This is a genomic window from Turneriella parva DSM 21527 (assembly GCF_000266885.1).
Classification (GTDB): Bacteria; Spirochaetota; Leptospiria; order Turneriellales; family Turneriellaceae; genus Turneriella; species Turneriella parva.
Window position 1 is genome coordinate 2,534,569 of sequence record NC_018020.1, and the last position, 26,594, is coordinate 2,561,162.

Sequence of the window (26,594 nt, forward strand, 5' to 3'; positions counted from 1 at the left end):
CTCAGTTGCGCGGTTTCTGAGCCGCATAGTTCGGCGATTTTACTGTGAAAAAAGTTGGCCTGCAAGGCACAAATTACTTGTCGCAATGTTTCCAAATCATGAAGCTCCCGTTGCTAACAAGGTGGCGGCAGTGACTTTGCAGACTGCACTACTCTTTGCCACGGGTTTTTTGGTCTCGGTCTTTGCAGCCCTCGCGGCGGCGGTCTGGTTCAAAAAGCTCGAAGGTGCTGGGTGGGTCTACCTCGGTACGACATCGATTCGCCTCTTGGCGCTGCTGGTGGGTTGTACTGCGGTTTACGTCGTGGCGAGTCCGGGGGCCGGCAGCTACATAACGGCATACTCACTTGGGCTTCTGGCCGGGTGGGCTGCGCATTTCGGCTTCGCCTTGGTTGCACTACGAAAATGAACCTGCTCAAAGCACTTCTATTCACAAGTTTCTTCTGCACTTTTGCCGTGTCGGCAAATCCCGTGCCAACCGCGGCGCCCGGTGTATCCGCAACGCCGTCACTGCAAAACGCGCCGGCGAATACCGACGCGCACACGCCTGACGCAGTTCACGGTGAGGCGTTCAGTTTTGCTGAGACGATTGCGCACCACCTCTCTGACGCTCCGCTCTGGAAGCTGGAGCTGGCAGGCTACGATATCTCCATTACAAAGCGCGTGGTAATGCTGTTCATTGCGGCATTTCTGCTCGTGCTGATACTTGTGCCTGCGGCGCGCCGCATCGCGAAGAACCCTTACTCGAAGCCGACGCGCTTCACCGGTTTTATTGAGGTGCTTGTTAACTTTATTCGCAATGACGTAGCGCATGCAAGTCTCGGGCACCACGCACACCCTTACGAGCCCTACCTGCTGACACTCTTCTTCTTTATCTTAATTTCAAATCTGCTCGGTCTGATACCCTCGCTTGGTGAGCTGTATATGTTTGCGGGCCAGGCAACGGGGCTTGTGCATGCGCATGCAGGGCATGTTGATTCTTTCGCATTGCCGATGGCAGAAAAGCTCTGGCCCGGCATCACGGCAACCGGTGACATTGCGGTAACGGCTACGCTCGCGATCTTCACCTTTCTCGTCATTCTGATATCAGGTTTTGCCTACCAGGGCGTCTTGTTTATTCGCAACATCGTTCCCGGTGGTATACCGATATTGCTTTGGCCGATCATGTGGCCGATCGAGTTCATCGGCCTTTTCACAAAGCCTTTTGCGCTCGCCATTCGTCTTTTGGCAAACATGACAGCCGGCCACATGATCATTCTCGTGCTGCTCGGTTTCATATTCCAGTTTCAATCTTACTTCATCGCCCCGGTGAGTATCGCCGGCGCTATGGCGATATATCTGCTCGAGCTCTTTGTGGCTTTCTTGCAGGCGTATATCTTTACGTTTCTGACAGCGCTATTTATTTCACAAGTACAACACAGGCATTAAAAGATTAAAGGAGTTAAAAAATGGGACCAATTATCGCAATCGGAGCAGGCCTCGCAGCAGGACTCGCAGTCGTCGGAGCAGCTCTCGGCATCGGCCGTATCGGTGGTGCAGCAACTGAAGGCATCAGCCGTCAGCCTGAAGCAGCGAACAAGATTCAGACTGCCATGATCATTGCGGCGGCTCTTATCGAAGGTGCGGCTCTGTTCGCTCTCGTTATTGCCTTCCTCATGCTCGACAAGATCAAAGTCTGATTTTTAAGAATCGGCGGCTCAAGGCATGGTACTCTTAACAGGTACAAGCATCGATCTTCTGAAGGTTTCACCCGGTCTGGTATTCTGGACCGCGGTGACTTTCATTCTCGTGCTTGTTGTTCTCTGGCTCTTCGCATGGAAGCCTATTCTCCACGGGCTTGATGCACGTAACGAGAAAATCCAAGACGATCTCGACAACTCGCGCAAATTGCGGGAGCAAGCCGAATCGCTCATGGCTGATTACAAGAAACACCTTGATGCTGCAAAAGATCAGGCGTTGCAGATTATCGACGAAGGTAAGCGCGACGCCGAATCAGTCAAAAACCGTATCATCGCAGACGCTAAAAAAGAAGCTGATGCAATTCATGACAGGGCAATTGCAGAGATCTCTCAGGCGAAAGTCAGAGCGGTTAAAGAACTTGAGAAAGAGGTCGTAGACATCAGTGTTGCGATTATCTCTAAGATTCTGAACCGCGATGTGTCCAAAGATGATCATCGCAATATCATTCTCAAAGAACTTGATCAGCTGAAGTCATCAAAATGATTTTCAATAAGGTTGCACACAATTACGCGCTGGCACTTTCACAGGTGTCAGGCCTAAATCTGGAACAGGCAGAAGAAGATCTTCATGCCATTCGCGACGCGTTGCGCGCCGACGAGAAGTTTTCGATATTTGTGCAATCCCCCGGCTTAGGCACGGCAGTGAAGCGAAAAGCATTCGTTGCGGCCCTTGAAGGCAAAGTGCAAAAAGCCGTGCTGAGTCTCTGCCTCATTCTCATCGAGCGGCGCAGAATGAGAATCTTGCCTGAGATATTCGTGTCTTTCAGGCACATTGTCGACGAGATTCTGGGCCGCACCTATGTCGACGTGCTCATTGCAAAAAATCTGAATACCGAAGCGGCACCGCTCGACGATGCAATGAAGCAGGCGATACTCGACAAAATCGAGAAGAACCGTGCCGCCTTCGGACTTCACGCAACAAAAAAGCTCAACTATACCATGAGCGTTAAGGTTAATCCAGAGCTGCTTGCGGGTATCAGCGTGCGTGTCGCGGATTACATATTCGACGGCACAGTCGCGCGCAACCTGATTCACTGGCACGATGTTGCAGCAGTACACCCGTTCGACGTTTCAAAGGCATTTTCGGAATAATTAAGGCGACGAGGAAACAATGAAAATTAATACAGCAGAAATCGTTTCGGTTCTCAAGAGCGAAATTCAGAACTACGGGCAGACTCTGACGATCGACGAGGTCGGTCAGGTTCTCGAGGTCGGCGACGGCATCGCCCGTGTCTATGGTCTTTCAAACTGCCTTGCGGGTGAGATGCTCGAGTTTGAGAACGGAGTCATGGGCCTTGCCTTCAACCTCGAAGAAAGTTCTGTGGGTGTTGTAATTCTCGGTGACTACCTGAAGATCAAAGAAGGTTTCACGATTAAGCGCACTGGCCGCATTCTCGAAGTGCCGACGGGCGATGCGCTGATCGGCCGCGTGGTGAGCCCACTCGGCGAGCCGCTCGACGGCAAAGGGCCGATCGTCACGAAGAGCACGCGCCCTGTCGAAATTATCGCTCCCGGTATTGCGCGCCGCAAGCCGGTTACAGAACCAATGCAGACCGGTATTAAATCGATCGATGCAATGATTCCGATCGGCCGCGGCCAGCGCGAACTGATCATCGGTGACCGCTCAACCGGCAAGACCGCAATTGCGATCGATACCATTATCAACCAAAAGGGTACAGGCGTTATCTGTGTCTATGTCGCAATTGGTCAGAAATCCTCAACTGTTGCGGGAGTGATCGATAAGCTCAAAGAAAACGGAGCGATGGATTACACGATCGTCGTTGCCGCGAACGCGTCAGACCCTGCAGCGATGCAATACCTTGCGCCTTATTCAGGCACAGCGATGGCAGAAGAGTTCATGTACAACCAGGGCAAAGCGACGCTTTGTGTGTACGATGACCTTTCGAAGCAGGCAAATGCATACCGCCAGATGTCGCTCTTGCTGCGCCGCCCGCCGGGCCGAGAAGCGTATCCTGGTGACGTATTCTATCTGCATTCGCGTCTGCTCGAGCGTGCGGCGAAACTGAACGACAAATATGGCGGCGGCTCGCTGACTGCTCTGCCAGTTATCGAAACGCAAGAAGGCGAGGTTTCGGCTTATATTCCCACAAACGTGATTTCGATCACCGACGGTCAGATTTACCTGCAGCCGAACCTCTTTGCGGCAGGCGTGCGCCCCGCAGTTGATGTCGGCATCTCGGTGTCGCGCGTCGGTGGTTCAGCGCAGACCAAGGCGATGAAGAAAGTTGCCGGTACCCTGCGACTCGACCTGGCGCAGTTTCGCGAACTCGAAGCGTTTGCACAGCTCGGCACCGAACTTGACCCGGCGACACAGCGCCAGATCGACCGTGGTTCGCGCCTCGTCGAACTGCTGAAACAACCCCAGTACAAGCCAATGCCGGGTGAAAAGCAGGTCATTTCAATCTACGCTGCGACGAAAGGTTTCATGGATAAAGTTCCGGTGGCGCAGATTCGTGAATTCGAAACGAAGCTGCTCGACTTTATCGAGAAGACGCATAACGAATTCTATGTCACCATTCGTGATACCAAAGGGCTGCCTGACGAAGCCAAACTGAACTCAGTGCTGAAAGATTTTGCCGAGTCATTTCTTTCAAACAAATCAGGAGACCCTCGCTAATCGAATTGGTCTGACGCAAAAAAACTATGGCGACCTCGAAAGAAATACGCAGCAGAATCGGCTCGGTGCAAAACACCAAGAAGATTACGCGCACCATGGAACTGGTGTCGACGGCCAAGGCAAAAAAGGCTGTCGATAAGGTAGTTGCCTCACGCCCTTACGCCGACAAAATTCGCGAGCTGATCGGTTCTTTGGCCGCGCAGGGTGAGGTAGCAGACCACCCGCTGCTGCGCAAGCATTCGCATATACGCCGGGCGCTCGTGGTGATTGTTACCGCGAACCGCGGGCTTTGCGGTGGTTACAATGCCAACGTGCTGCGCACAGGTATCGCCCTCATCGAAGAATACAAGAAGCAGAACGTCGAGGTGGTTGTGCACCTGATCGGCAAGAAAGCAATTTCATTCTTCAACTATCAGAAGATTCCGTATGCGGCATCGTTCACGCATATTGACGACAAGATGGGTTTTGGCGACGCTCAGAAATTCGCCGAAGACTATATGGAGAAGTTTGCACTCGAAGCCGTCGACAAAATTGACGTTATTTATACAAAATACTTCAGCGCGGCGAACCAGAAACCGGTTACCGAAACGATTCTGCCGGTAGAAATTAACGAGAGTGAGAAAGGTCACAAGTCACAGCCGTTTCTTTTTGAGCCAGACCCGCAGGCAATTCTGCAGTCATTGCTGCCGAAAGCGATTTGCCAGAACTTTTATCAGGCATTGCTCGACGCCAACGCCTCAGAGCAGATCGCGCGCCGAATCGCAATGAAGAATGCGACCGACGCGGCATCAGACATGATTAAAGCACTTACACTTCAGTACAACCGAGTGCGCCAGGCCAAGATTACGCAAGAAATTGCAGAGATCGTGGGCGGCGCCGCTGCAATTCAATAAGGAGATATGAATGTCATCAACCGGAAAAGTTAGCCAGGTCATCGGGTCAGTTCTCGATGCAAAATTTCCAGAGGGCAAGATGCCCGAAATTTACAACGCGCTTGAATTGCAAGTACAGGGCCAAAAACTTGTCTGCGAAGTGCAGCAACACCTCGGCGGCGGCGCGGTACGCGCTGTTGCGCTCGGTTCAACCGACGGCGTTGCTCGTGGGCAAGACATTATCGACACGGGAGCACCGATATCGATTCCCGTTGGTCTCAAATCACTCGGTCGCATCTTTAACGTGCTCGGTGAGCCGGTAGACGAAGCCGGCCCCGTACAGGTCGATGAACGCCGCCCGATTCACCGCGCGGCCCCCAGTTTTGAAGATATCGAGCCGAAAACTCAGATCTTTGAAACAGGCATTAAGGTTATCGACCTGCTCGAGCCCTATATTCGGGGTGGCAAAACAGGTCTCTTTGGTGGTGCGGGTGTGGGCAAAACCGTTATTATTCAAGAGCTGATCAATAACATTGCAAAACAACACGGTGGTTACTCGGTATTTGCCGGTGTCGGCGAGCGTACACGTGAAGGTACCGACCTTTATCTTGAAATGCAAGAATCGGGCGTTATCGATAAAACCTGCCTCGTTTATGGTCAGATGAATGAACCACCAGGGGCACGTCTTCGTGTGGCGCTGACGGCGCTGACGCAGGCTGAATGGCTGCGTGACTTTGCAGGCACCGACGTTCTGCTGTTCGTCGACAATATTTTCCGCTTCACACAGGCGGGTTCAGAGGTTTCAGCTTTGCTCGGCCGTATGCCATCGGCGGTGGGTTACCAGCCTACGCTTGCTACTGAAATGGGCCAGCTGCAAGAACGCATCACTTCAACAAAAAAAGGTGCGATCACTTCGGTACAGGCGATTTACGTGCCTGCCGACGACATCACTGACCCGGCTCCGGCGACTGCGTTTACGCACATCGATGCTTCAACTGTACTTTCGCGAAAAATTTCTGAAAAGGGTATCTACCCGGCGGTTGATCCTTTAACTTCTACAAGCCGTGCGCTTTCTCCGGGAATCGTCGGTGAGCGTCACTACGGTATCGCGCGCGAAGTACAGCGCATTCTGCAGCGCTACAAAGACCTGCAAGACATCATTGCGATTCTTGGTATGGACGAACTGTCAGAGGACGATAAGGTTCTCGTAGGCCGTGCGCGCCGCATCGAACGTTTCTTGTCTCAGCCATTTTTTGTGGCAGAACAGTTCACCGGCATGCCGGGCAAGTACGTCAAACTCGAAGATACAATACGCTCATTCGAAGAGCTGCTCTCTGGTAAATATGACAAATACCCAGAACAGGCTTTCTATATGTGCGGTGCGATCGAAGACGTCGTTGAACGCGCGAAATCGATGGCATAAAGAAACGACGACTGAATAGAGAAAACAAAGTATGGAAACTGCAACAGCCGAGTTAACTGTCAGCATCTACTCCCCTGAGAAGAAGCTGCTCGAAGAGCCGGCTGTTTCAGTCGGGTTGCCGGGCAAGAAAGGGTCATTCACTGTCTTGCGGGGGCACGCGAATCTCGTTGCAGAGCTCGAGGCAGGCGTTGTGCATGTGCAGACCGGTTCGCGCGATGAGATCTACGTCGTCGACTCAGGTTTTGCCGAAGTGAAGGGCAATCAGGTAATCGTTCTGGTCGAGGGCGCGACCGACCCGAAAGAGCTGAAGCTCGAAACCGAACAGGCGGCACTCGAAGAAGCCTTAAACCGTCAGGTAGAAAACCCTGTACAATATGCGCGCAAGCAGCATGATATCGCGCTTCGCCGCGTGCGGGCTCGCGTCGCTGCCTCGGCTGTTTCTAATTCTAATTGAAGTAAAAGCGGGTATTAAGCCTGCGGCGCCTTTTTATTGTCTAATCTCTCTTTGTATGATATACCGCCCCTCAGCAGAATCCAGACGCGCTTGCGCGCGCGGGCAATAATCTTAACTTCTTCTTTATCTTCACCGGGCGGCAGATCGAGCACCTCGTCGAGCATCAGCATCATCTGGTCCATGATCATGCGTGCAACTTCGATGCCGATGCTGATCGGCACACCTTGCCATTCGGGCAGGCCAATAAGGTCGTGGCCGAGAATCATCGACATGTCATGAATTTCTTCGCGAATACGTGCACGTACGCGCGCACGTCCGCCGAGTCTTTCTTTGGTGAGAAATAAAAAGTAGCGCCTGTGCCGGCGGGCGAATCGTAAGAATGTGCCGACTGACTCATAGACGAGCTGGCGCGCTGTCAGGCGGCGTGCGCGAACCCCGGCGACGAGATTTTCCATCGGGCGAAAACAATATTCAACGAGTTCGACGGCCAGATCTTCCATTTCGTTGAAATGCCGGTAGAATGTCGCAGGCACTACGCCCGCTTCGCGCGTGACCTCGCGCAGGCTGATGCTTGAAAAGCTGCGGTCGTCGCTCATGAGTTTAATCGCCGCTACCATGAGTGCGCGGTGGGTTTTCAGGCGTTGCTGCGATTTTTTCATGCTGCCGCCTTCGTCTTGCGCCTCTGGCGCAGGTATTCGATCACCATCGGCATCACGGAGAGCAGAACGATGCCGATGACCACGAGGCTGAAATGTTTGCGAATGACTTCGAGATTACCGAATGCGTAACCAGCGAGGGTCATCGAGCTGATCCAGAAGATGCCGCCGACTACGTTAAAAATGGCAAAATCGCGGTATCGCATTTCGGCAATACCCGCGACAAACGGGGCCAAAGTTCTCACAATGGGAACAAAGCGCGCGAGCACAATGGTTTTATTGCCATACTTCTCGTAAAATTCATGGGTTTTCTGCAGGTATTCACGTTTGACGACGCGCGAAAACCGTCGCGTGACCACGTGCCCGAGGTAACGGCCGACTGCGTAGTTCAGGGTATCTCCGGCTATTGCCGCAACTGACAGGCTCACGAGAATAATGGGGAGTGAAAGGGTGCCCCGCGCCGCAAGCGCGCCCACGGCAAACAGCAGGGAATCGCCCGGCAAGAAGGGGGTGACGACGAGGCCGGTTTCGGCAAAGATGACGGTGAACAGAATAGCATACATCCATATACCATACTGCAGCGACCAGGCGTCGAGATACCGCTCAAGGTGCAAAACCACGTCAATCGCGGCAACGATAAACTCCATGTTTACTAACTTTACCACCGCACGTGGTCTGACAATAAATATCTGCAAAAACGCCTATTGCAGAAAGTGTTGCCGCAACCTTTGGCAGAGCAATTCTGGGCCTATGAAGACCCCATACCGCTTTGCGCTGATTCTGGGCCTTGCGGCCGCCAGCGCCTGTGCATCCACGACAAAGAGGCTCGATGCGAATGAAGACCTGACCGCAGATTCGGGTGAACTCACCAGGGGGGAGCTCGAAAAGGCCGCGCAGGCCATGGCGCAGAAGGTGCAGGCTCACTTTCAGGCAAACCGGCCCGCCGAGGGCATTTTTGTCGCCTTTCTGCCGACGAAAAACGACACTTCTGAGCAGCTGCCCGTCAATGTATTCGACAACCGGGTCGTGGCCGATCTGCTCGCCGGCAAGATCTACACGGTGAGGGTTGAAGACCGCACGAAGGCCCTTTCTGAAATCGCGTTCAGCCAGACCGGAGCTACGGCGAACGGCATTTCGGCCGGCAAAATGCGCAGCCCTAACTTCTTCATTCAGGCAGAAATTCACGAGAATATTTTCAAGACCGGCGGCACGCGCATTGTGGAGCAGATTCTGAACTTTGAGATGCGCTCGGTCGAAACGCAGCTCGTGGTGTTCAGCGACCAGATTATCTACCGCAAGAAGCCGCGTAACCAAAAGGGCGGCGTGGGATGGTAACACGAAATATGTGCGCGAGGGCGATAGCCTTCGCGCATGTATTTCTGGTTTTCCACTGCTCGGGTTCATACGCGAAGAAGATTCGCGGCGCTGAAGAGGCCTTCTATTCAGGTGATATCGATACCGCAGTACAGCGTATAACCCCGCTCGCGCAGGATTCAAACGCGAAAGACCGTTTGCTCTACTATATGGAAGCAGGGGTCGTCTACCATGCCAAGGGGGATTTCAAGACCAGCAATGAAATTTTCGGGCGCGCCGATGAAATGGCCGAAGAAATCAAGACCAGCATCAGCAGTTCGGTCGCGGGCTTTTTGCTGAGCGACCGCGAGTCAGCATTTCAAGGCGAAAATTTCGAGCGTATTCTCATCAAGTATTATATCGCGCTGAACCAGGTTTTGCTCGGCGACATCGCTGCCGCGAAGCGCACACTCAGAAAGCTCGAGGTCGATCTCAAGGATATGAAATATGAAGATGCCGCGTACAAGCAGGTGCTTGCGGCCCGGTATCTCGATGCATTGATATCTGAAGAGCTGAAGCAATATAACGACGCGCGTGTGCAGTATAAAAATCTCGAAATGTTCGGCGTCGATGGCGCATGGCTCGCGCGCGAGCGTTATGCTCTGGCTGCCAGGGCGCGCGACGCGGGTGACATGGCGAAATACGCGGCGCACAAATTTTCGGTGCTCGACACGGGCGTGAGAACGCCCGCTGGTAAAGAGGCGGGTGAACTCGTCGTTTTGGTGCAGACGGGTAAGGCCGCGGTCAAGGCAAGCCGGGGTAACCTGATGAGTGACCGGGAATTTGCGCTTGCACTGCGCGTTGCAATCGACGTCGCGATTTTGTCGCAGGGTAAAGGCCTTTCGACGGCGGGTGTGATCGCCATGATGGGCACTGCCGAGAATCCGATTCCCAAATTTGACGTGCGCGATCACTCAGGCGTGCCCCCGCTTTCGGTTATGGCTGCAGAGCTCACCGGTGCTGCACTCTTGACTGATTTCGATCTGATGGCGCAGAAAAACTTTAACGACAACTATTCGTCTTATATCAACAAGAATGTGGCATCGATTGCGACCAAGATAGTCGTCGCCGCCGTCGCAGCAGATCAACTGGCGCGGCAAATTCGCAAAAATAACGACGGCGTGGTCGGTGCGCTCGGCGGGCTCGCTGTGGGGTTGGGCGCGGGCGGCGCAGTCGCAGCCACGGTCAAACCCGATCTGCGCAGCTGGCATATGCTGCCATCGGGTTTCGCGGCGCTGCGTGTCTGGCTGCCGCCTGGCAAATATTCGCTGACCGTGCCCGATGCGACGTCGGGCTATGTTGTTTACGGAAATTATCTGCAGCCCTTTGAAATTCAGGCAGGCAAAAAGAGTTTTGTGTCGCTGCGCGCGTTTAAGCGCGGGCTTTGATGCGGCGCAGGCTGTAACCGCCGATTGCGACGATCGCGCAGGGTAACCATACTGCCTTGATTTCAGAGGCGAGAATTGCCAAACCTCTGCCGGTGAAAAACTCGCGCGCAGTCAGCGGGCTGACTTCAATCGGTCTCAGCGAGAAGAAATAACGTTCGCCGGTGAAAGGTATGAAGAAGCCGACGCCCTTGCCCCCGGTGGTGAGCGCGTCGAGAACACCGTGTGAGGCAGTCGCGGCGAAGACGAACAGAAAAACTTTCAGGCGATGCCCTTGGAATGCGTTTAAATACGCAATCGCCGCAGCGAACAATGCTGCAAACACGAGCGAATGGCTGAGGCCACGGTGGCCGAGCATATGGCCATAGGGTATACCGAATCTGAAGGCTATGACATCCGCATCGGGCAGCATGCTCGCGAATATGCCGATGAGCAGCAGCTTGTAATGTATCTGCTTCTTGCCTGCTGCGATCGCGATCGCAACGGGAACAACAGGATGCGTAATGAGCGAAGCCACGAGGGCTTAAGCGAGCGCTTTGCGCACGTCTTCGGGCGCCTGTATGAGTTCTATCAGCACGCCTTCGCCGCAGAGCGGAAATTCTTCATTGCCTTTTGGGTGGATAAAGCACACATCGTGGCCGGCCGCACCCTTGCGAATGCCGCCCGGGGTGAAGCGCATGCCCTGCGCGGTCAGGTATTCCACTGCCGCTTTGAGATCGTCGACCCAGAGGCCGATATGGTTGAGGGCTGGGTCGTCGACTTTGGGTTTTTTCGCCGGGTCAATCGGCTGCATGATATCGACCTCGACTGCGTGAACGCCGTGGCCGATCTCGAGAATATCTTCGTCGACATTCTCTTTTTCACTGACGAAAACAGACTTTGGGGTGAGGCCCAGGGTATCGACCCAAAGCTTGCGCAGGCGGCCCTTGTCGGGGGCGCCCACCGCGATCTGTTGAACACCGAGTATTTTAAAGGGTCTCTGCATACATTACGCCGCTTGCTTCGAGCGCCTCAGCAAGCGACGTGCCCTGAGGTGCTCGAAGGGCATCACGGCTACGCCTCTGATTCTTTCAGGGTGTAGATTTCGTCTTTCACCGGCAGTTCGCGGCGAAGGTTTTTGATGAACGGGTTTGGGTCGCCCATCGGTGAATAGTCAGGGCAATCGGAAACGACGCGGCGTGCTACCGTGAAGTATTTATATTGCTTTTCTTCGCCTGAGCGCTTCGCCCAGCGTTTTTTTGAGCATTTGACGCGCAAAACGTATTTGCTCGCGTCGGCTTCGAACACGCGCACGACATGGCAATGTTCGCAGTTCGCGCAATAGACTTTTTCTCTCATGTTATCGTCTAAAACTATTTTCGAAACAGGGGGTCAACGAAATAAGCGCGGGCCAACCGCGACAGGTACCCATCTGCTGCATAAATCATTGACCCCGCGTTCGCCGTCTGCATGTTTTCGACGCATGTTGAAGACCCTCGCTACCGAAGAGCTGAAGATTCTGAACGCCCTTTCTGAAAATGCGTTGCTTAGCAACCAAGATCTCGCTGCGCTCGTGGGGGGGGATGTTTCACGCATCGCAGAGGTGCGCTCTGAACTCGAGTCGTCGGGCATTATTCTGAAATACCGCGCGATTATTAATTGGGAAAAAATCGAAAGTTCTGGGGTGAACGCGGTCATTCAGGTCAAGGTCACCCCCGCGCAGGGGCAGGGATACGACGAAGTCGCCCGCCGCGTCTCGGCTTTTCCCGAAGTGCGTACGTGCCTGCTCGTCTCAGGCTCGTTCGATTTACTCGTTGAGGTAGACGGCCCATCACTGCGCGACGTTGCCTTTTTCGTCGCCGATAAACTCGCAACGATCGAAGGCGTGAACCACACCAGCACCAACTTTCTTCTAAAGCGTTACAAGCAGTCCGGTGACATGTTCTCGGTGAGCGGTAAGACCCATCGCCTGCCGATGGTTATATAAGGGGTCTGGGCGCCCGAAAAAATTGGCGGCAGCCGTCTTCGGCGCTTAAGCAGCATTTCGTCTTACGAAATGCGAGGCCGCCGGTTTTTTCGGTTAACCGCGCCCTGACGGCTATCGGAAGCTGCGAGGCTTTCGCCTTTTGCGGATTGAGCGCGGCGAAAACTTATCTGTATTCTTCGGTTGGCAGCGAAGCGCTTACAAATTCTTCAACCAGACTTTCACGCGCCCGGCCTCTGACGAATTCGGAGAGAGCGCCAGGTATTTTTCGAAATGCTTCTTTGCGTCGGCCTTCTTCTTTTCGTTCTGCGCGGCGATGCCGGCGCCAAGATATGCTTCAGCCAAATCTGGGTATGATTGAATCGCTCGCTCATAGACCTTCAGCGCGTCGCGTGACTTTTTCGCACGTAGGTTGATGGCGCCGGCGTTGATGAGCAGACGATGGTCTGTGAACGTATTCTTTTCGGCGGCCGCGTAGCTTTTGAGCGCAGCTGCAAAGTTTGTTTGGCTTGCATAGACGTTACCCTGCACGTAGTGCGCGCGGCCATGGTTCGGGTGGCGCTGCAGTGCATCTCTGATCGTCTGCGCTGCTTCTGCAACCTTACCTTCTGCGAGCTGCACCTCGGCGATTGCGGTCAGGCATTGTTTCTGCGTTGGGTTTGCGCGCTCACCAGAGCGTGCTGCATTCAACGCGGCTTTGAGGTCGCCTTTATCGACGAGCAGTTCTGCGGCCTCGCCGAAGAGCGCCGCCTTTTTGTTGTCGTCAGTTGCCGCATTGGCTTCTTTAAGCAGTGCGTCGATCTTCTGGTTGAGTGGAATATCAAGACGCGTGCGCGCCGCCGTCTTTTCTTTGCACGCTGCGGTGCCTAAGAGTGCAAGCAAAATCAGGGTTCTATAATTCATTTTTCTTCAAGCTCCACGCCGTTCATGTAGATGGAAATCATCTCGTCTACCTTAGATTCGATATCACGGTTGTAGCGGCCAAACAAGAGCCATTGTGACAGAACTTCACGCAATCCGCCTGAAACGAGAAAGCTCATCAGCTCAGAGTCGTGTTTCTTGAGCCTGCCCGAGGTGATACCCCGGTCGAGCATGACCCGAATCGTTGCCTGCAGCAGTTCTTGAAACCAGACAGTCTGCGCGCGAATCTTGGGCTCTGAGTTCATCGTCGTGAGCAACAGTATGACGGTCTCGCGATGGTTCTGAAATACCGAAAGCAGTGATTTTGCGAGGTCGCTGAGCGCGCGCTTGAAGTTCTTGTGGTCGAGTGCCTCGACCTGCAGGTCGGTGAGATAGCGCTGAATATCGATGAAAATCTCTTGCAAAAGAGCGTTCAAGACCTGTTCGACGCTTTGAAAATGCAGGTAAAACGTGCCTCGTGCGAGTTTGCTTTTCTTAACGACGTCGGCGATACTTGTGCCGGCATAACCCTTCTGGGCAAACACGGCTTTGGCCGCTTCTAGAATTTTCTCGCGCGTGAGTTCTTTGCGTTTCTCTTGTCGCATGGGTTGTACCTTCGGGTAATCGCTAAGATTAGACAGCCTGTCTCAAAAAGTCGCTTCGGTTTACGAGACAAATTCGTATGCTCGAAGAGGCCATATTACGCACCGCGCTCGCCGCCGCCTACAGCGAGGCCGAGCTGGCATTTGCCGAGAACGAAGTGCCTGTCGGTGCAGTCGTCGTCTGGAACAATGAAATTATCGCACGCGACCACAATCGCATCGTGCAATCGGCGAATGCGCTGCGCCATGCGGAGCTCAGCGTGCTCGAGCGCGCGGCGGGCGTAGTCAAGAATGAGCGCCTCATCGACTGCCATCTGGTGACGACCCTCGAGCCTTGTATGATGTGTTCGGGCGCCATTGTGCATTCGCGCGTCGCTTCGGTGCATTTTCTGGCCGAAGAAGAGCGCGCGCCGGGTCTGAAACAGCTTCTGGCGCTGCCGAATGTGAACCACAAGCCGCAGCTTTACCGCCACCGCAGCGAAGACTGGGATTCAGCAGCGCTGCTGCGCCGATTTTTTCAGATGCGCCGGCAATGATCGATTCGACCCAGACAAATCACGATTCAGCGCCCCCGGTAACGCTGCGCATTCACGCAGACGCGTTGCGCCACAATCTCGCCCGTTTTCGCCAGCTGGCACCGCGCAGCAAGATACTGTTGCCGGTGAAGGCCAATGCCTATGGCTGCGGACTGCAGACGCTGTTTCCGGTTTTTCAAAAGAACGACGTCGACGTGCTGGGCGTCGCGAACTGCAACGAGGCAGTTGAACTGCGTGCGCTCGGCTGGCAGAAGCCTGTGCTGAACCTCGGCGGTTTTTTCAGGGGCAACATCCAGAGCATTCTCGACCACCAGATTTCGGCTTCGATCACTGACTTGTGGCAAGTGAACGAACTGAACGCCGCCGCATCTGGCGCGACAGTGCGCGTGCACCTGAAGCTCGATCTCGGTATGGGGCGCATTGGCATTCGTCAGAATGAGTTGCCTGATCTGGTTTCTGCGCTGAAGGCCGCACCAAACCTGCAGATCGACGGCATGTTTACGCACTTTCCGCATTCGGGGCCCGAGGCGGCCCCCTTTACGCTGGCGCAGAATGAAAACTTTGTGAGGATCTCGCACGAACTCATAAATGAACTTCAGCTTGAGCGTGGCTCGGTAACTCTGCATGCGGCGAACTCGTACAGTGCAGCCTTCTTTTCGCAGACGCACCACGACATGATTCGCCCCGGCATTTTGTTTTATGGTTATTACCAAAGCGAAAGTGACCGGGTGCAGTTTAATGAGCGTTTCGGCTTCAGGCCGGCGCTCGAACTTGTGGCGACGCCGATCAGCGTGCGCACGCTGCGCCGGGGCGACGGCATCTCTTATGCGTCGCTCTACCATGTAACCGAAGAACAAGAGACTGTCGCTGTGTTGCCCCTGGGCTATGCCGACGGTATTCCGCGGGCGCTCTCGAACCAGATCACTTTCGGCCGCCACCCCCTGCGCGGCCGGGTGACGATGGACCAGATTATTCTCGGCAACGCGGAGGGCACCTCGCCGATTCGCCTGCTGGGTGAGGGGCTACCTTCTTTGGAATACTGGGGTGAACTTTCGCACAGCTTTTCTTATGAACTCATGTCTCATCTCGGCAACCGCATACAGCGTGTGCTGGTCGACTAGCCCGTTTGAAACTCGTCGTATTTTGCCATTTTTGCGCTTTCTGCCGATTACAGTAGACGTCGGCGGCTGATTCCGTATTTCGTGTTCTGATTTTTACGAATCACTAAGGAGACAACATGAAAAAGATGATGATTCTGGTGGCTTTTTGCGCTGTGGCGGCGGGCGCCTGCAAAAAAAGTGTATCGGGCCAGACCAGCCAGTGGACGCACAACCTGAAAGAACTCGATGAGGCAGTCACGCAGTACCCGGCGCTCAAGAACCTGCTGACGGCGAAAGCGACTGAAGCCAAGGCAATATACGCCGAGGCGGAAAAAATCGGTGACGAAGAACAAAAGGCCGAGAAAATTGCTGCGGCGATCGCTAAGCTGAAAGAAAACCTGGGTATCGTGCTTGAAATCAAGTACAAACTTCAAGGCATTGACTCAACGGTCGAAAAAATTACAAAAGTGAAGACATCGAAAGACCGTGCGAACCGTGCGACCGCAGAAATCAAGGCAATCCGCGCTGAACAGGATTCTATCGAGAAAGCGATGAGTGCGCTGAAGCCGGCAACGGGCGAAGAGCTGAACGCGCAGGGCAAAGAACTTGTGAGCAAGCTGATTTCTCTCGGTGGCCGGGCCGACCGGGCTCTGAAACTCGTTAAAGGCAAATAAGCGATGAAGCAAATGCGGGCAATCGGGTACCATGTGCAGCGCGGGGCGCGCACGGCAGCCCGGTTGCTCGCGTTTGCCGCCTCATTCGCGGTACTTTATGCGGCCCGCGGCGACACAAACCGCGGGCAGGGCATCAGCGCTACGGCAGCACAGAGCGATTTCAAAATCATGAACAAGATATTCGCCGAGGCGCATGCCACTGCGTTCAGGCAAACTGGCACAGCAGAGCCGCCGGTTCTGTTTGATGAGAAAAAAAAGGTCAGCATACGCGATTTTGTGCTACGTGTGCTCGAACATTACCGGGGCCTGCACGTCGACCATACCGGGCTCGGCTTTTCGCCAGAGCTGATCGAAGAGCTGGGCCTTAAAACTGCACTTTTTCCTTTCCCGTTAAAATTCATCGAGGGTCGCGCTTTTGCCGATTGCGAGTACCTTGAACTGCGGCCGGGATCAGAAATTCTGCAGATTAACGGAAAGCCGATGCTTGAAATTCTGCAAAAGCTTGAGATGGCCGCGGGCATCAAAGACCCCGAAGGCCGCTGGGCAGATTACCGCATCGGTGAAGGTTTTTCTTTTATCTATTATATGGCGAATGGCGCCGCATCAGAATGGAAAATTCAATACAAGTCGGGTAACAGGCAGAAAGAGATTGTGGTCAACACTGCCGCTGCAGAGCCATCACCATTCGTGCCACGTAAGTCTGCGCTGAAAGCGCAGCACAGCCAACCCCTGTTCACAATGTTCAATCCGTCGCTGAAAGCGGCGTACCTTGCCATCAATACCTTTATGCCAACCGGCAACCAGCTCGATACGATTGAAAGCTGGCACAATCACCTCAACCTGCTACACCAGGAATCACGCGCAAAGGGAGTTGAAAATCTCGTGATCGATCTGCGAACCAACCGCGGCGGTGTGATGCTGTTTTCTGCCGCTGCGGCAACGTGGTTTATCACGAAGCCGGTGGGCGACCGTAGCCGCAGCAGCGCCAGATCGCGTATTCTGCCGTATAAACAGTATGCTCAGGCGATTAATGGCATGGCGTCTACCGAGGCGATGCTGCGCGATACCGAAAATCATCTTCAAAAATCTTTTGCCGATAAAATGAAAGACGGTTACTTCGAAACACGCGCGACCGAAGCAAGGTTTCTCGAACTGACGCCGATAGAGCAGGCACACGCGTTCAAGAAGATCTATATTCTGACCGGGCCTGCGACCTATTCGGCTGCCGTCAATTTCGCCCGGCTCGTGCGCCTCGGCAATGAAAACGCGGTGATCGTGGGCGAAGAGACGGGCAGCCCGGGTGACGGGCACTCCGCTGAAATTTTACTCACTTACAAGCTGCCCGCTTCTGGTCTGCTCTTCGAGATACCTTTGGTCAAAGTGGCTTTTGCCCCACTTGTCGCAGGGCAAAAACCAGGGCGGGGACTCAAGCCTGACATCACGGTCGTCGAAACTGCCGCAGACTTCGTCGCGGGCAAAGACACGGGCCTCAACGCCGTATCAGATCTAATGGACAAAAAGTGAAACGTTCAATTCTGTTCGTGTTGACGGCCGGGCTCTTTGCCTGCAGTACTGACCGCATTCGCGACAAGCCCATTTCTTTCTCAGAATGGCGCGTGCAGCAAACGCTCGCTTATGTTGAATCGCGTTATGGCGTGAAACAAGAATCACTCGAGATGCTGCCGGTGATGGTTGTCTCGCACTACACGGCCATGGACTCGCTTGATGTTTCGTTTAATTACATGAACCATGAAGAGATGGAATCGGGCCGCAGCCAGCTCAAGAAAGCCGGCGGCGCAAATATCGCCGTGCACTTTCTCGTCGGCAAGGCGGGTGACATTTACCGTCTCATGCCCGAGAATCATATCGGCAGGCATGCGATTGGCCTAAATCGCCATTCGATCGGCATTGAGAATGTCGGTAACGATGAAGCGTCACTCACGACCGCTCAGGTTGAGGCGAATGAGCTGATCGTTCGCCGGCTGGTGCAGAAATTTCCCATTCGCTATCTGATCGGCCACTCAGAATACCGGCGCTTTGAAAACACCCCGATATGGGAAGAGGCCGACGAAACCTACCGCACCGAAAAGCATGACCCCGGTGAGTCATTCATGGCGGCGCTCAGGGGGCGCGTTGCCGATCTTTCACTCAGAGAGCGCTATGACCGGTCAGAAATTGCTGCCCGTGTAGAGTTTACGCTCGCCGGTTATGCGAAGAAAGGTTTGTTTGCCGGCACGGCGCTCGTGGTCGACGACGGCAAGATCATCTACCGCGGAGCTTTCGGCAAAAACGCAGAAAGTGGCCAGCCACTCAAACCCGAAAACCGCGTGTATCTCGCTTCGGCGGCAAAACCGTTTACGGCATTGGCTGCGGCGATGCTCGAAGCAAAGGGAAAAATTTCTTACGAGTCACCGGTAGCGCCGTATTTTCCGCAGCTTGCGCACCTTTTGAAGGGCGTAAAACTGAAACATCTGCTTGCGCACACCTCAGGCCTGGAAGACTATTATAAGCTGGGCTTGCCGGCAGTTCCCTTCACGAACCAGAATGCCCTGGCGCTGATTGCCGCGCAAAAACAGCCGCTTAACCCCGCGGGAAAAAAGTTCGTGTACGCAAATTCAAACTATATACTTATTGCTGAAATAGTCGCGAGACTCGCTGGAATGCCATTTGCAGAATTTTTGAGATCCGAAATATTTGCGAAAGCTGAAATGACGGCGACCGATTTCGTCGTGAGTGCAAAGGCTGAAAATGCACCTGTGCCGGCGACTGATGCAGGGGGTAGGCTGTTCAGGTATGGCTACGCAACGGAAGGGCCGGGGGGGCTCTGCACGACAGTCGACGACCTTGCGCGGTTTGATCTCGCGCTTTTCGGCAATAAGCTTCTGAAGCCGAGGTCGCAGGCAAAGCTTTTTAAGGCTCAGGCAGCTGTCGAGGCGCGGCAGAACCAGTATGCAATAGGGTGGTATGTATATCCCGATCGGGGAGTCGCTTACCACGACGGCAATTTCGGCGGTTACCACTCAATCAACTGGATAAACGCGAAGAAGAAGCAGGCAATTATTTTACTCGGCAACCGGCACACCGACAAGGTGCGCGAAATCACCTGGCACCTCGACCGCGCGCTGAACGGCCTCGAGGCCAAAAAACTCGATTAAATTATTTGTCGATCTGTCCAAGGTTTATTAAGTTCATTGGACAATGATCGATTCGCTTCTCGCCAAGGGGCTTTTGCCCGATTTTATCATTCGCCGGGGCATTCGTATGCTGAACCGGCGCCGCCTCAAAGAAATCAGCGCACACAATATTGAGCTCGGTCAGGCCAAAGCAATGGCCCTCGTCGAGACACTGAGAAAATCTGAGATCGCGATTCTTACCGAGAAGGCAAACGAACAGCATTACGAAATTCCCGCAGAGTTTTTCGCGCTTGTTCTGGGCAAGAACAGAAAATACAGCAGCTGCTATTATCCGACAGGCCGCGAATCACTCGACCAGGCTGAAGATCTGATGCTCGCAGAGACTGTCGCGATGGCGCGACTCGCAGATGGCCAAAATATTCTCGAACTCGGTTGTGGCTGGGGTTCGCTTTCGCTTTATATGGCGTCGAAGTTTCCCAAAGCGCGTATCACGGCGATCTCCAATTCGGCAAGCCAGAAGGCTTACATCGATTCTGAGGCAAAGCGGCGCGGCATAAAAAATCTGAAGATCATCACGGCGGATGTCAATCGTTTCAAGCCGGCGGCCTCGTTCGACCGTGTTGTTTCCGTTGAGATGTTCGAGCATATGCGCAACTACGATGAGCTGTTTGGGCGCATACGTTCATGGCTGAAGCCCAAAGGTATGCTTTTCGTGCACATCTTCACGCACCGCATGTTTCCCTATCTGTTCGAAGACAAGGCGAGCGACGACTGGATGTCGCGGTATTTCTTCTCGGGAGGCATTATGCCCTCGAACCAGCTGTTTTCATATTTTTCGAAGGGTTTTAGCCTGAAGGAGCAGCGCATTTTCAAAGGCACGCACTACCATTTAACCAGCGAACACTGGCTGCAAAATATGGACAAGAACCGCAAGGCGATTGAGGGCATTTTCGCGAAAGTTTACGGCGAGGCAAACGTGACGCGTTGGATTAACTATTGGCGGGTTTTCTTTCTTGCGGTATCCGAGCTTTTCCGTGCCCGCGGCGGCGAAGAGTGGAACGTCAGTCACTACCTCTTTGAGAAGGCATGAGACTAACCGCGAAAAAACTCAGCGAACTCACTGGCGTGCCGGCGGCGAATATTCGCAAGTGGCGCGAGCGCTATTCGATTCTCGACCCACAGCGCGGCGACAACGGCTATCTGTATTACACCTCTGAAGACTATCGTGTGGTGCTGGGTATTAACCGGCTGCTCGCCGATGGCAAGAAACTTGCGGGCATTATGCATCTGGGGCGCGGTAAACTGCTCGAGATCGCTCCGCAGGTTAACTACACAACCGAACAGATGCAGTTTTTAGAGAAGGTGATCGAAGGAAACTTCAGCGTTTTTTCGCAGCAGTACGACGAATATCTGCAAACGCATTCGGTTGAATCGTTAGTACAGAAGAAAGTGCATCCGCAGACGGTTTTGGTAGGGCAGGCCTGGGAATCAGGCTTTATCACCGTCGCGACAGAACATGCTTTCACGCGCTGGGTTATGGGTTATCTCTCTCAGCTTGCGTTGCGGTTTACGCGCAAGAAGGGCGGCGACCGCCTGTTTGTCGCATTTCCCGGTGATGCCCATGAACTCGGTGCGATGATGCACTTCGTACTCATGTCGGCTGAGGGACTCGGCGGAAAATTTTGCGGCGCGTTGCCTTTCGACAGGCTCTTCGAAGAGCTCAACCACGGCGACTACGAAGAGGTTCATGTTTCGGCGACGATTCCCAAATCACGCGAAGAAATCGATAAATTCGTCAGCGCGGTGCACAAGAAGTTTCCGCATATTAAGGTCAAAATCGGCGGTAGTGGCGCCAAGACAGCAGGTTCAAAATGAAAAAACTCGCAATCGTCGGCAGCGGGGTTGCCGGTCTTGGGGCGGCATGGCTTTTACGCGACAGATACGAGATCAGCATTTTTGAGGCGGGTTCATATGTCGGCGGCCATACCAACACATTTGACGTGCCGCTGCTCGGTGGGGGCACGCAGCCCGTAGATACAGGGTTTATTGTTTTTAACGAGCAGACCTACCCACACCTCTTGACACTTTTTCGTGACCTGGGCGTCGAATACGCGAACAGCGATATGTCGTTTGCCCACTACAACACGCTGACCGGGTTGCAGTGGTCGTCGCGCGGCCTTGCGGGGCTCTTTGCGCAGAGAAAGAATCTGCTTTCGCCACGCTACTATAAATTCTTACTCGAAGCCAACCGCTTCAATACGCAATTGCCAAAAGATCTGGAGCGCGGGCGGGTAGATGGCTCATTTGGCGATTATCTGCGGCGAAACAAGTTTTCTGATTTTTTCATGCAGAACTACATCGTACCGATGACTGCGGCTGTGTGGTCGACCCCGCCCGATCGTATGCTGTCTTTTCCCGCGCGCACGTTCGCCCGTTTTTTTGTGAACCACGGTTTTTTAAGTCTGTACAGTGGTCTGCAATGGAAATACGTCGTGGGTGGCAGCCGCTCGTACGTGAAAAAGATACTCGCCGCGCATAAGGGCAAGGTACACCTGAACGAGCCAGTCAGCCGTGTCAGCGAAGCCGGCGGTAGGGTTGAGGTATTGACCGCGAAAGGGCGGCACGAGTTCGATGCGGTATTGCTCGCCACGCACGCCGACCAGTCGCTGCGCATGCTGGCGAACCCCAGCGACGAGCAGAAGAGGCTGCTCTCTAAATTCAAATATGAGCAGAACCGTGCTGTATTGCACAGCGACGAGAATGTTCTGCAACCGATTAAAAAAACCTGGGCCTCGTGGAACTTTAAGCTCGGCAAGAATTCAGCCGGCGGGTTTAAATCGACAGTCGTTTATTACATGAACCTGCTGCAGAATATTCCCGGCCCGGTGAAATATTTCGTGTCGCTGAATGATTTTCAAATTATCGACCCCGCAAAGATCTACGCCACAATTGATTATGAGCACCCGCTCTTTGACGAGCAGACAGAGATAGCGCAAGCGCATTTGCCGCGACTCAACGAAACCGGTAATATTTTCTTCAGCGGCAGTTATTTTCGCTACGGCTTTCATGAAGATGCCTACATGTCAGCGGTAAATGCGGCCGAGGCAATTGCACGCAGGCTGTGAGAATGAAAGAAGGAGTTTATTCACTCGAAATCTTTCATGAGCGGCGAAAACCCGTGCCGCAGAAGTTCACGATCAGGGGCTACATGCTCTTCGTCGACGTTTCGCGATTCGACAGTCGTGATGCCAGCAGGCTTTTGGGTTTCGACCGCCGCAGGTTGCACAGCTTCAGGCGCAGCGACTTTTCTTTGCTGCGCGATTCAAGCGAAACTTCCCGTGGCGCCGCGCTGGCATTTCTCAAAAAAGCGACGGGACTCACAGCAGACACCGTGATGCTGCTCGCTAACCCGGCAATCTTTGGTTACGTGTTTAATCCGGTGAGTTTCTTCTTTTGCTACCGCAATGGCGCCCATGTCGCGACGATCGTCGAGGTGAACAATACCTTTGGCCAGCAAAAACATTACCTGGTGCGGGCGGGTGAAAGATACAACGCGCAGAAAAACTTCTACGTTTCGCCTTTTATTTCGTCATTTCACCATTTCGCGATGCGGTTAGGTGCCCCTGCTGATCGCCTCTCGATCGGCATACACACGCAGAAAGAGGGCAAGGCCGAGCTGGTGGCTGAAATGCGTGGCACGCGCTCGCCGCTCACCGACCTGCAGCTGCTGGCGGCGTTTTTCAAATTTCCATTTTATACCGCGCGCGTAATCGTCATGATACACTGGTATGCCCTTCGCCTGATGCTGAAGGGTGTGCCGTTTTATCCGAAAGAAAATACCGACGCAGCATTGCTGCACGCAGATTTGAGGAGCTCGAAGTGACATTTTACAAGAAGCTGTTTCGCTATGGATTGTCCCGTATTCAGAAGGGTAGTCTGACGATTACCGAATCATTTGCAGGTGGTGAAACCTATTCGCTGCGTGGCAACCAACCCGGATACGAAGCCCAAATCACCGTGCAAGATCCCTATTTTTACAAGCACTGCGTACTCTATGGCGAAATCGGTTTTGGCGAAAGTTATGTTTCCGCGACCTGGCAGACGACTGACCTGAATCTGACGCTGCGCTGGTTCGCAGACAATGCGCGACAGATGCCGGGATTTTCGGGATCATCAGCATCAACCTGGTTTTTGAACGTTCTCGGTTTTGTGAACCGTATAAAACATTTCTTCAGACCGAACACCATCAAGATCAGCAGAAAAAATATCGCTGAGCATTACGACATCGGCAACAGACTGTATGAATTGATGCTGGGCAAAACCATGGCCTATTCGTGCGGTATTTTTCGTAAAGCCACTGACACGCTCGACGCCGCGCAAGAGCGCAAGTTTGAAACGATTTGCCAGAAGCTGCAGTTGCGAAAGGGCGATCATCTGCTCGAAATTGGCAGCGGCTGGGGTGGTTTCGCGATTTATGCAGCCCGCAAGTACGGCTGTCGCATTACGACAATTACAATTTCTGAACAGCAGTTTATTTATGCTCAGCAGGCGATACGCAAAGCGCGCCTCGAGAAACTCATCGACCTCAGAATTTGTGACTACAGAACGCTTGAAGGCCAGTTCGATAAAATCGTCTCGATTGAAATGGCAGAGGCAATTGGTTTCAAATATTTCGACACCTATTTCGGTAAGGTGGCCAGCCTGTTGAAGCCCGAAGGCCTCGCCGTTCTGCAATACATTACATTTCCCGAGTCGAGGTTCGAACAATATCTGAAGAATACCGATTTTTCACAGATTTATATTTTCCCGGGATCGTGCCTGCTGTCAAATCACGAGGTCATGAAATCGTTGCACCGTACATCAGATCTGTTGCTCAACGATCTTGAAACGATGGGCCAGCATTATTCAACGACGCTGCGCCGGTGGCGGCAGAACATCGAGAAGAACCGTAAAGAATTGCTCAAAATGGGGTACGATGAAAAGTTCTTACGCAAATGGGTCTATTATCTCTGTTTTTGCGAGGCGGGTTTCGCCGAGCGTGCGATCAATGATGTACAGGTAGTCTTAGGGCGGGCAAATACAAAACAACTGGGGGATTACAATGGACTGGTTGAACCTTATCTCGACAGGCTGTAAACATGCGACAGTTATCGCAATCGCCATCATGACAGTAGAGGTTTCGGCCTCGACTGCCGGCACGTTGAAATTCAGGGGAGATGCCTACGATCTTTCGACGGGTAAATTCGTTTATTCTGAGAATCATTCGGAGTTCTACAAAGAAGGCAAACATGCATATTCGCGTGTATCGTACCGCGACGCTGCCGGCAAAGAATTCGCGAGCAAAATAATCACATTTCTGCCAAACCGCACGCAACCCACGTACGAGCTGCGCGATGTGCGCGACGGTTATGTTGAGGGCATCAGGCGCGAGGCAGGGGGTACAGTGTATTACGCACGGCGCAAGGCCGATGAGCCGATGAAAGAAAAACGCATACAAACCCCTGCGCCTGCGGTGTTTGACGGTGGCTTTGATTATTTTGTGCGCGAAAATTTTAACGAGATCTGCGCAGGTACGAATAAGTCGTTTTTCTTTGCTGTACCCATAGAACTCGATTACTTTCGCTTTCGTGTGGCACGGCAAGAGTCTGGCGATGTCTGCCGCATGAACCTCGAGCTCGATAACGTGTTGCTGCGGCAGATCGTGCGCCCGATTAAACTCTGGTATGAAACGAAAACGGGCCGGTTAAAAAAATACGAGGGCATTTCAAACATCAATGGCCCCGATGGCAAGAGTCTCAAGGTGCGCGTCGTTTTCACCTATCCAGAGAAATAATGCGCATATTACCCTTATCGCTTTATGCGCTGGCCGAATCAGGTATTTTTGCCGTCGAGTTTTTTGTCAGGCTGCAACTGCTGATCTATTACACCGATGTGCTGAAAATTGAGAGTTATCTTGCCTCGATAGCTGCCGGCGCTGCTCTCGTCTGGGATGCCTTCGTGGACCCCTATGTCGGCACGCTCTCTGATACGTTCAAAAGCCGCTGGGGCAACCGTAAACCGTTTCTGGTCGCGGGCGCGGTATTGATAATACCGTCGCTTTTTTGGATATTTGCTCCCTACACGGCTGCCGGCACAGTTGCAATCTTTGTGCAGCTGTTACTCTCGAACCTGTTGCTCAACACAGGCATTACCCTGGTCACGGTGCCACACGCGGCGATTTCTGCTGAACTCTCTAAAGATGCCGCAGTACGCGTTCGTATTTTCGCTGCCCGGTTGCTTTTTGCCAACTTCGGCTTGATTCTTGGACTCGTCATACCTGCGGCGTTTATGGGCAGCGGACGCAGCACGGGCACCGCACCCTACGAGGTCTTCTCGCAGATTGCTCTGGTCATGGGTGTTATATGTTTTGCAGCGGTTATCGTCTGCGTTCTCTCGCTCAAAACGACGCACAGCGAGCAGCAAAAATCTGCTGAGCGCAGTTTCTTGAATGACCTGAAGCTGGCGGCTCGTAACAGATTCTTCGTGGCGCTTTTCATAGCAGGATTTTTAGCGTACATCGCCGTCGCCATCAATTCGACACTCGCGCGCTTCTATTATGACCATTTTCTGAAACTGAACGAAGACGAGCTGGCTCTGGTTCTGATCGTCTTCATTTTGGTTTGGTCTTTTTCTGTCGTTTTGTGGGTAACTCTCGCGGATAAGTTCGGCAAAGACCTGCCGGCCACGGTCGGCATTGTCGGGCTGGGCTTCATGACAATATTCAGTTATCCGTTTTTTCCAGAGGGCAAACTGGCAGGGCCAATAGCTGCGGCTGTTCTGGGCGGCATATTCACCGGCTGCATTTTGCTGTTTGATTCGTATGTCGCCGATGCAGCCGATATCGATTCGGCGAAAAGCGGCCAGAACCGCGATGGCCTCTATTTTGGCCTCTGGAAATTCGGCATCAAGGCTTCGCGCGGTGTTGCCGTTGCGCTTTCGGGCATGCTGCTCTGGGCGATTGGCTACCAGGCTGGTGTTACTCCGGATGAAACTGTCAAGTTTCGTATTGCGCTACTCTTTGGGCCCGCCGTTGGTTCGATTTTTGTGCTGTCAGGGCTGGTATTCTATTTCTCTGCCGCAAAAGCGCGCCGCGCCGCGACCGCAACCTGAATTTTCTGAATTGCAACGA

At 53.4% G+C, this 26,594-nt stretch carries 31 protein-coding genes; 24 read left to right on the forward strand and 7 right to left on the reverse strand.

The features are described from left to right. The first annotated feature begins 121 nt into the window (after positions 1-121). The 9 genes from TURPA_RS12105 to atpC are packed head-to-tail and all read left to right on the forward strand — an operon-like array spanning position 122 to position 7,123. Positions 122-406 (forward strand): hypothetical protein, encoded by a 285-nt coding sequence (locus TURPA_RS12105; RefSeq protein WP_157210481.1) that lies wholly within the window; start codon positions 122-124, stop codon positions 404-406. Then, entirely contained in the window at positions 403-1,425 is a 1,023-nt protein-coding gene (gene atpB, locus TURPA_RS12110; protein WP_014803595.1) for a F0F1 ATP synthase subunit A, read from the forward strand. The genes TURPA_RS12105 and atpB overlap by 4 nt, the downstream gene beginning before the upstream one ends. A 20-nt stretch (positions 1,426-1,445) precedes the next feature. Continuing rightward, positions 1,446-1,676: an ATP synthase F0 subunit C gene (gene atpE / locus TURPA_RS12115; protein WP_014803596.1), complete on the forward strand. Its 231-nt coding sequence runs from the start codon at positions 1,446-1,448 to the stop codon at positions 1,674-1,676. A 25-nt stretch (positions 1,677-1,701) separates the two neighbouring features. Then, on the forward strand, positions 1,702-2,220 hold the full coding sequence (atpF, locus tag TURPA_RS12120; RefSeq protein WP_014803597.1) for a F0F1 ATP synthase subunit B: 519 nt from the start codon (positions 1,702-1,704) through the stop codon (positions 2,218-2,220). Then, positions 2,217-2,828 (forward strand): ATP synthase F1 subunit delta, encoded by a 612-nt coding sequence (atpH, locus tag TURPA_RS12125; protein WP_014803598.1) that lies wholly within the window; start codon positions 2,217-2,219, stop codon positions 2,826-2,828. The genes atpF and atpH overlap by 4 nt, the downstream gene beginning before the upstream one ends. A 19-nt stretch (positions 2,829-2,847) precedes the next feature. After that, positions 2,848-4,374, forward strand: coding sequence for a F0F1 ATP synthase subunit alpha (atpA, locus tag TURPA_RS12130; RefSeq protein ID WP_014803599.1), 1,527 nt, complete (start codon positions 2,848-2,850; stop codon positions 4,372-4,374). Between the two features lie 26 nt (positions 4,375-4,400). Next, on the forward strand, positions 4,401-5,267 hold the full coding sequence (gene atpG, locus TURPA_RS12135) for an ATP synthase F1 subunit gamma (protein WP_014803600.1): 867 nt from the start codon (positions 4,401-4,403) through the stop codon (positions 5,265-5,267). A 10-nt stretch (positions 5,268-5,277) separates the two neighbouring features. Next, entirely contained in the window at positions 5,278-6,669 is a 1,392-nt protein-coding gene (atpD, locus tag TURPA_RS12140) for a F0F1 ATP synthase subunit beta (RefSeq protein WP_014803601.1), read from the forward strand. Between the two features lie 31 nt (positions 6,670-6,700). Beyond that, positions 6,701-7,123 carry an ATP synthase F1 subunit epsilon gene (gene atpC, locus TURPA_RS21880; RefSeq protein ID WP_014803602.1) on the forward strand — a complete coding sequence of 141 codons (423 nt, stop codon included), beginning with the start codon at positions 6,701-6,703 and terminating at the stop codon, positions 7,121-7,123. A gap of 14 nt (positions 7,124-7,137) precedes the next feature. Here the strand turns inward: atpC and TURPA_RS12150 are convergent, their stop codons facing one another. Together TURPA_RS12150 and TURPA_RS12155 are read right to left on the reverse strand one after the other, a co-directional pair. After that, positions 7,138-7,782: a TetR family transcriptional regulator gene (locus TURPA_RS12150; protein WP_014803603.1), complete on the reverse strand. Its 645-nt coding sequence runs from the start codon at positions 7,780-7,782 to the stop codon at positions 7,138-7,140. Next, on the reverse strand, positions 7,779-8,426 hold the full coding sequence (locus tag TURPA_RS12155; RefSeq protein ID WP_014803604.1) for a DedA family protein: 648 nt from the start codon (positions 8,424-8,426) through the stop codon (positions 7,779-7,781). Before TURPA_RS12155 ends, TURPA_RS12150 begins: the two co-directional genes overlap by 4 nt. A gap of 103 nt (positions 8,427-8,529) precedes the next feature. Between TURPA_RS12155 and TURPA_RS12160 the strand changes: the two genes are divergently transcribed. Both TURPA_RS12160 and TURPA_RS12165 read left to right on the forward strand, forming a co-directional pair. Next, positions 8,530-9,114, forward strand: coding sequence for a putative lipoprotein (locus tag TURPA_RS12160; protein ID WP_014803605.1), 585 nt, complete (start codon positions 8,530-8,532; stop codon positions 9,112-9,114). Next, complete coding sequence (locus TURPA_RS12165) at positions 9,108-10,520, forward strand: COG3014 family protein (protein ID WP_014803606.1); 1,413 nt, start codon at positions 9,108-9,110, stop codon at positions 10,518-10,520. Before TURPA_RS12160 ends, TURPA_RS12165 begins: the two co-directional genes overlap by 7 nt. On the opposite strand, the gene TURPA_RS12170 is transcribed toward TURPA_RS12165, so the two are convergent. From TURPA_RS12170 to TURPA_RS12180, 3 genes are all read right to left on the reverse strand, one after another. Then, complete coding sequence (locus TURPA_RS12170; RefSeq protein WP_014803607.1) at positions 10,504-11,034, reverse strand: metal-dependent hydrolase; 531 nt, start codon at positions 11,032-11,034, stop codon at positions 10,504-10,506. The genes TURPA_RS12165 and TURPA_RS12170 overlap by 17 nt on opposite strands. A gap of 6 nt (positions 11,035-11,040) precedes the next feature. Next, positions 11,041-11,502 (reverse strand): VOC family protein, encoded by a 462-nt coding sequence (locus TURPA_RS12175; RefSeq protein ID WP_014803608.1) that lies wholly within the window; start codon positions 11,500-11,502, stop codon positions 11,041-11,043. A gap of 68 nt (positions 11,503-11,570) precedes the next feature. Continuing rightward, positions 11,571-11,855 carry a hypothetical protein gene (locus tag TURPA_RS12180; RefSeq protein ID WP_014803609.1) on the reverse strand — a complete coding sequence of 95 codons (285 nt, stop codon included), beginning with the start codon at positions 11,853-11,855 and terminating at the stop codon, positions 11,571-11,573. A 124-nt stretch (positions 11,856-11,979) separates the two neighbouring features. On the opposite strand from TURPA_RS12180, the gene TURPA_RS12185 reads away from it, so the two are divergent. Further along, complete coding sequence (locus TURPA_RS12185; protein ID WP_014803610.1) at positions 11,980-12,483, forward strand: Lrp/AsnC family transcriptional regulator; 504 nt, start codon at positions 11,980-11,982, stop codon at positions 12,481-12,483. 195 nt (positions 12,484-12,678) lie between these two features. On the opposite strand, the gene TURPA_RS12190 is transcribed toward TURPA_RS12185, so the two are convergent. Then, complete coding sequence (locus TURPA_RS12190) at positions 12,679-13,383, reverse strand: tetratricopeptide repeat protein (protein ID WP_014803611.1); 705 nt, start codon at positions 13,381-13,383, stop codon at positions 12,679-12,681. Next, positions 13,380-13,985 (reverse strand): TetR/AcrR family transcriptional regulator, encoded by a 606-nt coding sequence (locus tag TURPA_RS12195; protein WP_014803612.1) that lies wholly within the window; start codon positions 13,983-13,985, stop codon positions 13,380-13,382. The genes TURPA_RS12190 and TURPA_RS12195 overlap by 4 nt, the downstream gene beginning before the upstream one ends. Positions 13,986-14,062: 77 nt before the next feature. Between TURPA_RS12195 and TURPA_RS12200 the strand changes: the two genes are divergently transcribed. From TURPA_RS12200 to TURPA_RS12255, 12 genes are all read left to right on the forward strand, one after another. Continuing rightward, a complete protein-coding gene (locus TURPA_RS12200; RefSeq protein WP_014803613.1) occupies positions 14,063-14,518 on the forward strand; it encodes a nucleoside deaminase in 456 nt (151 codons plus the stop codon). Beyond that, a complete protein-coding gene (gene alr, locus TURPA_RS12205; protein ID WP_014803614.1) occupies positions 14,515-15,639 on the forward strand; it encodes an alanine racemase in 1,125 nt (374 codons plus the stop codon). The genes TURPA_RS12200 and alr overlap by 4 nt, the downstream gene beginning before the upstream one ends. A gap of 116 nt (positions 15,640-15,755) precedes the next feature. After that, a complete protein-coding gene (locus TURPA_RS12210) occupies positions 15,756-16,292 on the forward strand; it encodes a hypothetical protein (protein WP_014803615.1) in 537 nt (178 codons plus the stop codon). A gap of 12 nt (positions 16,293-16,304) precedes the next feature. Beyond that, positions 16,305-17,816, forward strand: coding sequence for a S41 family peptidase (locus TURPA_RS12215; RefSeq protein ID WP_157210482.1), 1,512 nt, complete (start codon positions 16,305-16,307; stop codon positions 17,814-17,816). Next, positions 17,813-19,447 (forward strand): serine hydrolase, encoded by a 1,635-nt coding sequence (locus TURPA_RS21885; protein ID WP_014803617.1) that lies wholly within the window; start codon positions 17,813-17,815, stop codon positions 19,445-19,447. The genes TURPA_RS12215 and TURPA_RS21885 overlap by 4 nt, the downstream gene beginning before the upstream one ends. A gap of 43 nt (positions 19,448-19,490) precedes the next feature. Continuing rightward, positions 19,491-20,516 (forward strand): SAM-dependent methyltransferase, encoded by a 1,026-nt coding sequence (locus TURPA_RS12225; protein WP_014803618.1) that lies wholly within the window; start codon positions 19,491-19,493, stop codon positions 20,514-20,516. Continuing rightward, positions 20,513-21,301, forward strand: coding sequence for a MerR family transcriptional regulator (locus TURPA_RS12230; RefSeq protein ID WP_014803619.1), 789 nt, complete (start codon positions 20,513-20,515; stop codon positions 21,299-21,301). The genes TURPA_RS12225 and TURPA_RS12230 overlap by 4 nt, the downstream gene beginning before the upstream one ends. After that, on the forward strand, positions 21,298-22,551 hold the full coding sequence (locus TURPA_RS12235; RefSeq protein WP_014803620.1) for an NAD(P)/FAD-dependent oxidoreductase: 1,254 nt from the start codon (positions 21,298-21,300) through the stop codon (positions 22,549-22,551). The genes TURPA_RS12230 and TURPA_RS12235 overlap by 4 nt, the downstream gene beginning before the upstream one ends. 2 nt (positions 22,552-22,553) lie before the next feature. Further along, positions 22,554-23,309 carry a DUF1365 domain-containing protein gene (locus TURPA_RS21890; RefSeq protein WP_014803621.1) on the forward strand — a complete coding sequence of 252 codons (756 nt, stop codon included), beginning with the start codon at positions 22,554-22,556 and terminating at the stop codon, positions 23,307-23,309. Beyond that, complete coding sequence (locus tag TURPA_RS12245) at positions 23,306-24,562, forward strand: SAM-dependent methyltransferase (RefSeq protein WP_014803622.1); 1,257 nt, start codon at positions 23,306-23,308, stop codon at positions 24,560-24,562. Before TURPA_RS21890 ends, TURPA_RS12245 begins: the two co-directional genes overlap by 4 nt. Then, entirely contained in the window at positions 24,528-25,259 is a 732-nt protein-coding gene (locus TURPA_RS12250) for a hypothetical protein (RefSeq protein ID WP_014803623.1), read from the forward strand. The genes TURPA_RS12245 and TURPA_RS12250 overlap by 35 nt, the downstream gene beginning before the upstream one ends. Then, a complete protein-coding gene (locus tag TURPA_RS12255) occupies positions 25,259-26,575 on the forward strand; it encodes an MFS transporter (protein WP_014803624.1) in 1,317 nt (438 codons plus the stop codon). Before TURPA_RS12250 ends, TURPA_RS12255 begins: the two co-directional genes overlap by 1 nt. Positions 26,576-26,594: the final 19 nt, after the last annotated feature.

Excerpts from the sequence above, each read along its gene's own strand:
- TURPA_RS12230 (WP_014803619.1), top strand. The coding sequence starts at position 20,513 with ATGAGACTAACCGCGAAAAAACTCAGCGAACTCACTGGCGTGCCGGCG.
- TURPA_RS12210 (WP_014803615.1), top strand. The coding sequence starts at position 15,756 with ATGAAAAAGATGATGATTCTGGTGGCTTTTTGCGCTGTGGCGGCGGGC.
- TURPA_RS12160 (WP_014803605.1), top strand. The coding sequence starts at position 8,530 with ATGAAGACCCCATACCGCTTTGCGCTGATTCTGGGCCTTGCGGCCGCC.
- atpE (WP_014803596.1), top strand. The coding sequence starts at position 1,446 with ATGGGACCAATTATCGCAATCGGAGCAGGCCTCGCAGCAGGACTCGCA.
- atpG (WP_014803600.1), top strand. The coding sequence starts at position 4,401 with ATGGCGACCTCGAAAGAAATACGCAGCAGAATCGGCTCGGTGCAAAAC.
- TURPA_RS12235 (WP_014803620.1), top strand. The coding sequence starts at position 21,298 with ATGAAAAAACTCGCAATCGTCGGCAGCGGGGTTGCCGGTCTTGGGGCG.
- TURPA_RS12195 (WP_014803612.1), bottom strand. The coding sequence starts at position 13,985 with ATGCGACAAGAGAAACGCAAAGAACTCACGCGCGAGAAAATTCTAGAA.
- TURPA_RS12155 (WP_014803604.1), bottom strand. The coding sequence starts at position 8,426 with ATGGAGTTTATCGTTGCCGCGATTGACGTGGTTTTGCACCTTGAGCGG.
- atpA (WP_014803599.1), top strand. The coding sequence starts at position 2,848 with ATGAAAATTAATACAGCAGAAATCGTTTCGGTTCTCAAGAGCGAAATT.
- atpC (WP_014803602.1), top strand. The coding sequence starts at position 6,701 with ATGGAAACTGCAACAGCCGAGTTAACTGTCAGCATCTACTCCCCTGAG.
- TURPA_RS12190 (WP_014803611.1), bottom strand. The coding sequence starts at position 13,383 with ATGAATTATAGAACCCTGATTTTGCTTGCACTCTTAGGCACCGCAGCG.
- TURPA_RS12215 (WP_157210482.1), top strand. The coding sequence starts at position 16,305 with ATGCGGGCAATCGGGTACCATGTGCAGCGCGGGGCGCGCACGGCAGCC.
- TURPA_RS12175 (WP_014803608.1), bottom strand. The coding sequence starts at position 11,502 with ATGCAGAGACCCTTTAAAATACTCGGTGTTCAACAGATCGCGGTGGGC.
- atpF (WP_014803597.1), top strand. The coding sequence starts at position 1,702 with ATGGTACTCTTAACAGGTACAAGCATCGATCTTCTGAAGGTTTCACCC.
- alr (WP_014803614.1), top strand. The coding sequence starts at position 14,515 with ATGATCGATTCGACCCAGACAAATCACGATTCAGCGCCCCCGGTAACG.
- atpH (WP_014803598.1), top strand. The coding sequence starts at position 2,217 with ATGATTTTCAATAAGGTTGCACACAATTACGCGCTGGCACTTTCACAG.
- TURPA_RS12185 (WP_014803610.1), top strand. The coding sequence starts at position 11,980 with ATGTTGAAGACCCTCGCTACCGAAGAGCTGAAGATTCTGAACGCCCTT.
- TURPA_RS12225 (WP_014803618.1), top strand. The coding sequence starts at position 19,491 with ATGATCGATTCGCTTCTCGCCAAGGGGCTTTTGCCCGATTTTATCATT.
- TURPA_RS12165 (WP_014803606.1), top strand. The coding sequence starts at position 9,108 with ATGGTAACACGAAATATGTGCGCGAGGGCGATAGCCTTCGCGCATGTA.
- atpD (WP_014803601.1), top strand. The coding sequence starts at position 5,278 with ATGTCATCAACCGGAAAAGTTAGCCAGGTCATCGGGTCAGTTCTCGAT.
- TURPA_RS12200 (WP_014803613.1), top strand. The coding sequence starts at position 14,063 with ATGCTCGAAGAGGCCATATTACGCACCGCGCTCGCCGCCGCCTACAGC.
- atpB (WP_014803595.1), top strand. The coding sequence starts at position 403 with ATGAACCTGCTCAAAGCACTTCTATTCACAAGTTTCTTCTGCACTTTT.
- TURPA_RS12255 (WP_014803624.1), top strand. The coding sequence starts at position 25,259 with ATGCGCATATTACCCTTATCGCTTTATGCGCTGGCCGAATCAGGTATT.
- TURPA_RS12150 (WP_014803603.1), bottom strand. The coding sequence starts at position 7,782 with ATGAAAAAATCGCAGCAACGCCTGAAAACCCACCGCGCACTCATGGTA.
- TURPA_RS12180 (WP_014803609.1), bottom strand. The coding sequence starts at position 11,855 with ATGAGAGAAAAAGTCTATTGCGCGAACTGCGAACATTGCCATGTCGTG.
- TURPA_RS12250 (WP_014803623.1), top strand. The coding sequence starts at position 24,528 with ATGGACTGGTTGAACCTTATCTCGACAGGCTGTAAACATGCGACAGTT.
- TURPA_RS21890 (WP_014803621.1), top strand. The coding sequence starts at position 22,554 with ATGAAAGAAGGAGTTTATTCACTCGAAATCTTTCATGAGCGGCGAAAA.